General features: G+C 64.5%; 7 protein-coding genes and 1 pseudogene. 5 read left to right on the top strand and 3 right to left on the bottom strand.

Features of this window, described 5'->3' with window-relative positions; genetic code table 11:
- Positions 1 to 448: 448 nt before the first annotated feature.
- A pseudogene (locus ACNAW0_RS29200) lies at positions 449 to 737 on the bottom strand (IS5/IS1182 family transposase); the annotation flags it as partial.
- Positions 738 to 1,121: 384 nt separating this feature from the next.
- Positions 1,122 to 1,346, bottom strand: coding sequence for a hypothetical protein (locus ACNAW0_RS29195; protein WP_416291256.1), 225 nt, complete (start codon positions 1,344 to 1,346; stop codon positions 1,122 to 1,124).
- Positions 1,347 to 1,481: 135 nt separating this feature from the next.
- Between ACNAW0_RS29195 and ACNAW0_RS29190 the strand changes: the two genes are divergently transcribed.
- From ACNAW0_RS29190 to ACNAW0_RS29170, 5 genes are all read left to right on the top strand, one after another.
- The gene (locus tag ACNAW0_RS29190; protein WP_416291255.1) at positions 1,482 to 2,192 is read left to right on the top strand and encodes an FCD domain-containing protein; all 711 of its coding nucleotides are present in this window, start codon (positions 1,482 to 1,484) and stop codon (positions 2,190 to 2,192) included.
- Positions 2,193 to 2,240: 48 nt separating this feature from the next.
- The gene (locus ACNAW0_RS29185) at positions 2,241 to 3,863 is read left to right on the top strand and encodes a sugar ABC transporter ATP-binding protein (RefSeq protein WP_416291254.1); all 1,623 of its coding nucleotides are present in this window, start codon (positions 2,241 to 2,243) and stop codon (positions 3,861 to 3,863) included.
- Positions 3,860 to 4,894, top strand: coding sequence for an ABC transporter permease (locus ACNAW0_RS29180; protein WP_416291253.1), 1,035 nt, complete (start codon positions 3,860 to 3,862; stop codon positions 4,892 to 4,894). Before ACNAW0_RS29185 ends, ACNAW0_RS29180 begins: the two co-directional genes overlap by 4 nt.
- Positions 4,895 to 4,952: 58 nt before the next feature.
- A complete protein-coding gene (locus ACNAW0_RS29175; RefSeq protein WP_416291257.1) occupies positions 4,953 to 5,921 on the top strand; it encodes an ABC transporter substrate-binding protein in 969 nt (322 codons plus the stop codon).
- A gap of 420 nt (positions 5,922 to 6,341) precedes the next feature.
- On the top strand, positions 6,342 to 8,288 hold the full coding sequence (locus tag ACNAW0_RS29170) for a hypothetical protein (protein WP_416291252.1): 1,947 nt from the start codon (positions 6,342 to 6,344) through the stop codon (positions 8,286 to 8,288).
- A gap of 233 nt (positions 8,289 to 8,521) precedes the next feature.
- Here the strand turns inward: ACNAW0_RS29170 and ACNAW0_RS29165 are convergent, their stop codons facing one another.
- On the bottom strand, positions 8,522 to 8,947 hold the full coding sequence (locus ACNAW0_RS29165) for an SRPBCC family protein (protein ID WP_416291251.1): 426 nt from the start codon (positions 8,945 to 8,947) through the stop codon (positions 8,522 to 8,524).
- Positions 8,948 to 8,998: the final 51 nt, after the last annotated feature.

The raw sequence follows: 8,998 nt of genomic DNA, 5'->3' as shown, positions 1-8,998 counted from the left end.
TGCGTGGCCAGTGGCCCGGACGATGCCGACGACGTTCAGGTCGAGCACCGAGTGCCACTCGTGGTCGGGATTGGTCTCCACACCGCCGGCGGATTTTGCACCTGCTCGCCGGTCACCACCCGGATCGGCGTGATCTCGCGGGCGATCGTGGCGTAGCCCAGCACGTCATCGGTGCTGGTCGGCGCCCAGCACCGCGACCACCCGTTGCGGAGCGTCGGAATCCAGAAACCGCCCATCGATGCCTGGCACGACATCAGTGAGATCACGCAGCTGCCCGTGGGCGCCCAGTGCTGCCGGGCGTTCCTGGCCCGAAGCCCCGACCCTCAACAACCTCACCCGTTGCCGTCCTTCACCGTAGCCCCGAGAAAATACATCCGATGTCTACCAGGCGCCCGCACGAGGCACAAGGGCGAGGCGAGTGCGTCGGCTATCTGAGAGGGCGTCTGATTCACGTATTCTGCGAGTGATGCCGCCTTCTGTTATCTCGCCAGGTTGGGATGGTTTCGTTGGTGATGCGTTTGGTGAGATTGTCGATCATGGCTACGCGGATCATGCTGGCGGAGTTCTCGGGTCGGGCTTCGTAGTCGCGGGCCAGGCGTCGGTGCAGCATGATCCAGCCGAGGCTGCGTCGATGACCCATCGCCTTTGGCCACCGAGAATCCCCTGACCTGCGGGTCTTTGGTGGCGACCTCGATGTCGATGCCGAGGGCGGCACCTTGTTCGATGACCTTGTTTCGGGTAGTTGAGCTGGGTGAAGGTGCCGTCCGCGGTCCCAGGCGGCGAACTAGCCGTAGACGGTCTGCCAGGGCGGGAAGCCGCCGGTTGTGTGGCGGTGCGTCCGCCGACATCGTCGCGGGTGCGGGCCTGATGCCAGGCGATCAGTCGTGGTGCGATCAGCGCCCGGCGGGCGTCGGACGGGTCGGAAGGTAGGCAGGCCGCTCAACCATGCCAACGATCTACCGTGGACGGCCCGCGCCGGATCGCACTCGCAGTCCGACGATTCCGGGAGTCTCTCTGAACCCGACACGATCCGCAGATCTAATCAAGGCATCTCGCATTGGCGTCAATCAGGCGAGCCTCGCCCCAGTGGTGATCATTCGACCCCGCAGACGCCTCGCCAGTCAGAGCGTGTTGGAGAAGGGTCCGGTCTTGAGCTTGTTGAGGGTCCAGGCTCGTTGACGGTGCGCCGGTCGGCCGCGGGTGAGGCGGAGCATGCCGTTGACAGCGGCCCAGCGGATCATCACCTCGGAGGTGGCGGGGTGGCGTTCGTAGCCGCGGGCCAGCCGGCGGTGGGCGGTCAGCCAGGCGCGAGGCTGCGCTCGAACGACCCACCGTCGGGCGATCACCGCCAACCCACTGATGCACCCGTCGGCTTACGGGCTTGGCTGGGGTCTTGCGGAGGTATCCATCGGGCTGATAGACATCCGATGTGTTGCCGTAGTTGCCTGTCGCGTCGCCGCTCGGACCAGGAGGAGGGCCGTATGGAACGCATCGCGTTGCACACCCGACTCAAGCCCGGCAAGGAGGCCGAGTACGACAACGTGCACGCGGTCATCCCACCGGAGTTGGACATCGCCTTGCGAGCCGCCGGGGTTCACTCGTGGCGGATCTGGCGTGACGCGCAGGACCTGCTCCACCTGGTGGATGTCGAGGCCGTCGCGGCGCAGACGGTGGATGCCGCCTGCGTCACCAGTCTGGCCCCGCAACTGCTGCTTGACGCGCTGAGCTTCGTGGTCGACCTTCACCGCGACGACGCGGTGCTGGAGTTTCCCGAGGTACGCCGGATCCTCGATCCGGCGGCCACCGCCCTCGCGGCGCAGCGGATGAGCGGCGAGGAGATAGCCGCGTCGCGCGCCGCCTTCGACGATCTCGACGACGAGCCGAGTGTCGACGCGTTGGTCGCCAACGATCTGGAGTCTCATCGACGTATCGCGGCCGGGGTCGGCAACGGGGTGCTGTGCTCACTGATCGACGGCCTATCGGGCCCGACCACGCGCGCGCGGGTCTGGCGTGGCTTGACGCAGAGGGGGGCGGTGGCCAAGACCCGCGAGAAGCATGCCGCGATTCCGAATGCCATCACGGCGCAGCAGCCGGAGGTTGCCCGGTCAATAGGCGGCGGTTCATATCGCCGGCGTCGAGGACGGGCTGCGCCGTGTCCTCCGACCCGACGCCCTCGCCCGGGCCGTCCTTGACCTGTCACATGTACCTAAAGTGTCCGAAATCGATTCCGAGGAGATCTCATGGTGCTGTCGGGGACACCTCCGACTGCGTCATCGCACGCACCAGCGTCGGACGAGCCGCTGCTGCGACTTGAGGGCGTGAGTAAGGGCTTTCCGGGCGTCAAGGCGCTTTCCGGTGTCCAACTGGACCTGCGCCACAACGAGGTGTTGGCGCTGGTCGGCGAGAATGGCGCGGGCAAGTCGACTCTGATGAAACTGCTCTCCGGCATTTATACCGCCGATGAGGGCGAGTTCTATCTCAACGGCGAGCGGTTCGAGGTCGCCGGACCGAAACAAGCCCAGGAGCAGGGCATCAGCATCATCCACCAGGAATTCAACCTGATGCCCGACCTCACGGTGGCGCAGAATATCTTCATCGGCCGCGAACCGCGCCTGGCCAACTTCTTCCTCGACGAGCGCAAGCTGAACGCCCGGGCCGCAGAGCTGATCGACCGGCTGCAGCTGCCGCTGGACCCGAAGCGGGTCGTCGGCCGACTGACCGTGGCCAAGCAGCAGATGGTCGAGATCGCCAAGGCGCTCTCCTATGACGCCAAGGTGCTCATCATGGATGAGCCGACGGCCGCCCTCAACGAAGCCGAGGTGGCGACGCTGCACGAGCTGATCAGCCGCTTCACCCGTCCGGACACCGGCGTGATCTACATCTCCCACCGGATGGCCGAAATCAAGGCCATCTCCGACCGCATCACGGTGCTGCGAGACGGCCAGTACGTCGACACCGTGCCAACGGCGACGACCACCATGAAAGAGGTCATCGCCCTGATGGTCGGTCGCACCATTACCGTAAACGCCAGACCGGAAGGGGTGCGCGAGGACCGCGAGGTGCTGCTGAAAGTCGAAGGGCTGAGCACGAAAGCGCTGCTGAACAACGTCAGCTTCGAGCTACGCAAGGGCGAGATACTGGGATTTGCCGGGCTCATGGGCGCGGGGCGCACCGAGGTGGCAAGAGCTCTCGTCGGCGCGGACAGGACCACCTCCGGCACCATCACCCTGGCCGGCAAGCACGTCGCGATACAGAACCCGGCCGATGCGGCAAGGCACCGCATCGGCTACCTGTCCGAGGACCGCAAACACCTCGGCCTGCTACTTGAGCAGGACGTCACCGCCAATATCGCCCTCAGTTCGCTGCAGGACCTGTTCACTTCGTTCGGCTTCATGCGCGACAAGGCCATGCGGGCCCGCACCACACAATATGTCGGCTCGCTGCGCATCAAGACGCCATCGGTGCAACAGACGACCAAGAACCTCTCCGGCGGCAACCAACAGAAGGTCGTCATCGCCAAGTGGCTGCTCAAAGACTGCGACATTCTGATCTTCGACGAGCCGACCCGGGGCATCGACGTCGGCGCCAAGGAAGAAATCTACCGACTGCTCAACGAGCTGGCACAGCAAGGCAAATCGATCATCATGATCTCCTCCGAGTTGCCTGAGGTCCTGCGCATGTCACACCGCATCGTCGTGATGAGCGAGGGTCGCATCACCGGGCTACTCAGCGCCGCCGAAGCCACCCAGGAACGCGTCATGCACTACGCCACGCTGCGCCCCGACGAAAACCCAGCCGACGCGGCCCAACTTCTGCAGGCCGAGGACGCCCCCACGCAGACCCAGAAAGCAGGAGACCAATGACCACGCGCCCGGCACCAGCGGCCGCAACGGCCTCGCCGCCTGCAGCGATGCCATCACCGCAGCCAGCTACCGGTGGACTGAGCGCAACACTGCGCAGCCGGCTCCAACAGTTCCTCGCGTTCGCCAGCCTCATCGTCATCTTCGCGGTCTTCGCGTTCGCCAGCCCCAGCTTCTTCACCTATCCCAACGTCACGAACATCCTGTTCTCCACGGTCGTGATCGGAACGCTCGCACTGGGCACAACCTTCGTGATCATCACAGGCGGCATCGACCTGTCGCTGGGTACCGGCATGGCACTGAGCGCGGTGATGTCCGGCGTGTTCATCGTCAACCTGCACCTGCCGCTCGCGGTGGGCGTGCTCGGTGCCGTTCTGTTCGGTGGGCTCATCGGCTTTATCAATGGATTCAACGTCGCCATCCTCAGGATCCCGCCGTTCATCGCGACATTGGCGATGATGCTGGTCGCCCAGGGGCTTGCGCTCGTGGTCTCTCACAGCGCACCGATCTACTTCAACGACGCCCCCGGCTACTTCGCCATTTCCATCGGCAATCTCATCCCGGGCGTCAACTTCCCCAACGCGGTGCTCGTGCTGGCCGTGGCGGCGATCACGGCAGGGGTCCTGCTGAACAAAACCGTCCTCGGGCGTTACACGTATTCGATCGGCAGCAACGAAGAGGCCACAGCGCTGTCCGGCGTCAGCGTACGCAAATGGAAAATCATCGTTTACACGCTCGCCGGCCTGTTCATCGGCCTTGCCGGCGTCATGATCTCCGCACGCCTCGGCTCGGCTCAACCGGCCACCGGCGCCGGCTACGAACTGCAGGCCATCGCGGCAGTGGTCATCGGCGGCACCTCGCTCGCCGGCGGCAAGGGGTCCATCGTGGGCACGGCGATCGGCGCACTCATCATCTCCGTTCTGAACAACGGTCTGCAGATCATGTCGATCCCGCAGGAATGGCAGAACGTGATCCTGGGCTGCGTCATTCTCGTGGCGGTGTACGCCGACATGATTCGCAAACGGGCAGCCTGAGCTGTGGCCCATTTGCAACTCACTCAACATTACACATAGGTAGGAGAACGTGATCGACATGAGAAGAAGGCGTATTCTGGCCGGAGTTGCGGCCGCAACGCTGATGGTGGCCGTGTCCGGATGTAGCTCTAAATCGGACGGGGCCGGTGGCGATGGGGCCCAGCCGTACATCGCCATCGTTTCCAAGGGGTTCCAGCACCAGTTCTGGCAGGCGGTGAAGCAGGGGGCCGAGAAGGAGGCTGCCAAGCAGGGAGCCAGGATCACCTTCGAGGGCCCGGCTACCGAGTCCGACATCGAGGCGCAGGTCACCATGCTGACCAACGCGATCGCCAAGAAGCCGGCGGCGATCGGCTTCGCCGCTTTGGACAGCAAGGCCGCGGCGCCGCTGCTGGCGCAGGCAAAGGCGGCCAACATCCCGGTGATCGCATTCGACTCCGGCGTCGACAGCGACATCCCGGTGACCACGGCCGCCACGGACAACAAGGCGGCCGCCGCCGAGGCTGCCAAGCACATGTCCGAGCTGCTCGGCGGCAAGGGCAAGGTGGCCGTCGTCGTACACGACCAGACCAGCCGCTCGGGCATCGACCGCCGAGACGGTTTCATCGAGTGGATCAAAGCGAACGCGCCGGGCATCACCCTGCTGGAGCCACAGTACGGCGGTGGCGACCAGGCGAAGTCCGCGGACATCACCAAGTCGATCATTGCGGCGAACCCCGATATCGCCGGGATCTACGGCTCCAACGAGGGCTCGGCCATCGGTGCCATCAAGGGCGTCGAGGAGAGCGGCAAGAAGGGCATCAAGATCGTCGGGTTCGACTCCGGGAAAGCCCAGATTGATGCCATCAAGAGCGGTGTCATGGCGGGGGCCATCACCCAGAATCCAATCGGGATCGGTGAGCAGCTGGTCAGCGCGGCCATGAAGTCGATCAAGGGTGAGAGCCTGCCCAAGGTGATCGACACCGGCTACTACTGGTACGACAAGACGAACGTCGACAACCCCGAGATCGCGGCGGTGCTGTACCAGTAAGCCGGACCAACCGATCCCAGCAGCCGTTACACGAACGCTGAGGAGCTTGGCCGGATCATCGACCTGGCCAAGCCCCCCAGCCACCATCAGCTCGTTCGGTTAAGCGTGACCTGGGTGGGCGCGCTGTACTGGGCGTAGCGCCACATGAGCAAGTTGGCCGACCTCAGCGCCGACGGAGCCATCACGAAGGCACCGTGCGGCGGAGACAGGGTGCCCCGAACCTTCCAGCCAGTAGTAATGGCTGCGATCAGAAGGACTGTCCTGGGAGATGGTCGTGCCGCCGCACACGAGCACCACCAACGGTCCCCGGAAAGAGATGCACCTGAGCTGGCCTTGCGGGTCTCAAGAACCGAATCCGCCCAGCTCACAGCCACTTCAGCCAGCGGCACACCAGCCGGCTCCGGACTCGCTTGTCGCGCAGTGGATCCCGAGGACCTCACGGTAGCGCTCGGCGTGATGCCGGTGGCCACCATGACGGCGATCTTGAACATGCGGCCGCCTCCGGCGGGCCCTGGCAATCAACCCTCCCCGGGAGTGGTCCGCATGCCTTGTGGTGTCAATCAAGGCGATCGAAACAAGGAAATCAGATATCTCGAACGACTGAAGAGAATGAAAGAGCCCTGGAGGAAAGGCATGAGCAACCATACAGGCCGAGGCACATTTGGGAGGCGTTCCCTCTTTAAGGCGGCCGCCGCGGGGGCTGCCGGCACGGCAGCGTTCACCATCGGCACGTCGTCCTTGGCCGAAGCTGCCGCCGCGTCAACCTCGAGCAAGGCGGGCCTCGGCAGCCTTCCGACCGACCTCCAAGCGATCTTGGACGCGTGGTCGGAGGCGCCGTCGAGCTACCACAACCTCGGGGACTGGCGACGGGTGGGATACCGGCGCGGAGCCATCCAGCCCTCGCCGGTGGTCGAGGGCGTCACGCCTGCCCAGGGCTTGGGCATCCGTCCCGACACAGGTGTCGACGTCAGTGACGCTCTTCAGGCAGCGCTGGACCGACTCGGTGCGGCCGGTGGGGGCGTTCTCAAGCTGGAGCCCGGGCGCTACGTTCTCGACCGGCCCCTGTTCGTCAGCGACTCCAACGTGGTCCTGCGAGGGGCAGGCAAGGGAAAGACAACCCTGTACTTCTCGCGTCCCCTGCGTGAGTCTCTCGACGCGGGTGGCACCAACTGGTCGTGGACCGGCGGCCAAATCTTCTTCATCGCCCGCGAGCGGCTGGCCAAGTCGTTCGCCAACGACTTCGCGGCCGAACTCAGCGAGTGCTTCTTGTGGGGTTCGACCCTGGCCGCAGTCGCGCCGGCGACCCGCGGCACCGATGTCCTTTTCGTCGACTCCACCGCCAATCTCACGGCTGGCGAAATGGTGGCTCTCGAGGTGGACAACCCGACGAACCACAGGCTGCTCAAGGAGATGGCTGGCAACATCGCCGGAGCGAACACGTACGATTGGGCCAAATACGGTGCTCGCATCGCGACACCGACCGCCTTCGAAGATCTACAGGCCTGGCGATGGCCGGTCAAGGTCATCGAGATCCTTTCTCCCCGGTCGGTGCGGATCGAGCAGCCCTTGAGGATTTCCATCCACCGAGAGACGCCCGCTCGGCTTCGCGAACTCGGGCCGACCATCCATGACAGCGGGGTCGAAGGGCTGACGATCGAGAACAACCTCATCCCGCAGACGGCCCACAACCAGCACCCGGGCTCGAACGGGGTTTGTTTCCAAGCGGTCTACGACTGTTGGGCCAAGGACATCCACGTTCTTAACGCCGATGTGGCCTTCGCACTGACGGGTGCCAAGTCATGCACCATGTCCGGCATCTCTGCCGGTGGCCGCTCACTCCACCACTTCGTCGCATGCCGGATCCTCGCTCATGACAACCTGATCGAGGACTTCCACCTGGAGAACTTCACCGTCCCCGCGGTGCGCGGCAGCGTCCTTCACGGCCTCAACCTCGAGGGGCTCTCAAGCGGCAACGTATACCGACGGGGTCTCATGGAGACAGGCCTCTTCGACACGCATCGACAGCTGCCCTTCGAGAACCTCCGCACCGACATCACCATCACCAACAAGGACGCGGGCGTCGGAGGCGCGGGCGACGCTGGGCCCTACTTCGGATGCCGCATCGTCCACTGGGGCATCCGTGTCACCAACGACAAGAACCTGGGCATGGAGGTTTCCGATGTAGCGCCAGCCTCCCTCACCGCAGGGATCACCGGCCTCACCAACCCTGGTTCGGGTGGGCTCGACAAACCGTCTGCTCACGGAGCATTCACCGGAGACATCGAATCCGAGAGGCTCGACTTCGGCACGGACCTTGGCAAGGGGAGTGACCTCCTTGACCTCCAGCGTGCCATTGCAGCCGTGTAGTCGTTACGACTTGGCGTGTGACAGCTGAGCGGCTCCGGTTCGGTCATGGAAGCGGCCGTGCGGGACCATCCTGATGTGTCGTCAGAATGGGCCCGCACGGCCTTGTCGCATCCATGGCGTCGGCGCCGGGAGATGAGGACTCTCATTCTCGCGGTGACGGTCACGGACGGCCGGGCGACGCCCGTCGTACGGCGCCGGGTGGCACAGGCGGTTGGAAGCGGCCATCGGCCCGGTTACTGGTGGCCTTCGAGGAGTTTCTTGAGGTTCTGGTAGCTGGCTTGTGCGCCTTTCTGCGCCTGCCGGCGCACCAGCGGTATCAGGGGTACGCCGAGTCCGTGACCTTCGAAATCGAGGGTGAAGGTGACTCGTGACCGGGCACCGTCGTTGGTAGGCTCGATGGTGATCGTGGCGTGTGGACGGAACGGGCCATCGATGCCTTGAACGGCAATGCTGCGAGGCGGATCATTGTGGGAGATCCGTTGGGTCATCGTCCGCTCGGTGCCGTTGATCCGCCTGATCGTGACGAACCGTGAGTCGCTCAACATGCGGACGCTGACCACGTCGCGCTGCCAGTCGGCGAAGTGTAGCGGGTCGGCGGCGAAGGCAAAGACCACCTCCGGCGGGCACGCGATCTCGATGGTGGAAACCAGTGGTGCCATTGTTCCTCCCTGTTACCTCTGATCGTTCTCGCTCGTCAGTGCTATGACGAA

The sequence above is a fragment of the Micromonospora sp. SL1-18 genome, assembly GCF_047921505.1.
Classification (GTDB): domain Bacteria; phylum Actinomycetota; class Actinomycetes; order Mycobacteriales; family Micromonosporaceae; genus Micromonospora.
This window is presented reverse-complemented; position numbering and strand designations above follow the sequence as displayed.

Coding starts and splice junctions, on each gene's coding strand:
- ACNAW0_RS29190 (WP_416291255.1), top strand. CDS start 1,482: ATGGAACGCATCGCGTTGCACACCCGACTCAAGCCCGGCAAGGAGGCC.
- ACNAW0_RS29185 (WP_416291254.1), top strand. CDS start 2,241: ATGGTGCTGTCGGGGACACCTCCGACTGCGTCATCGCACGCACCAGCG.
- ACNAW0_RS29180 (WP_416291253.1), top strand. CDS start 3,860: ATGACCACGCGCCCGGCACCAGCGGCCGCAACGGCCTCGCCGCCTGCA.
- ACNAW0_RS29175 (WP_416291257.1), top strand. CDS start 4,953: ATGAGAAGAAGGCGTATTCTGGCCGGAGTTGCGGCCGCAACGCTGATG.
- ACNAW0_RS29165 (WP_416291251.1), bottom strand. CDS start 8,947: ATGGCACCACTGGTTTCCACCATCGAGATCGCGTGCCCGCCGGAGGTG.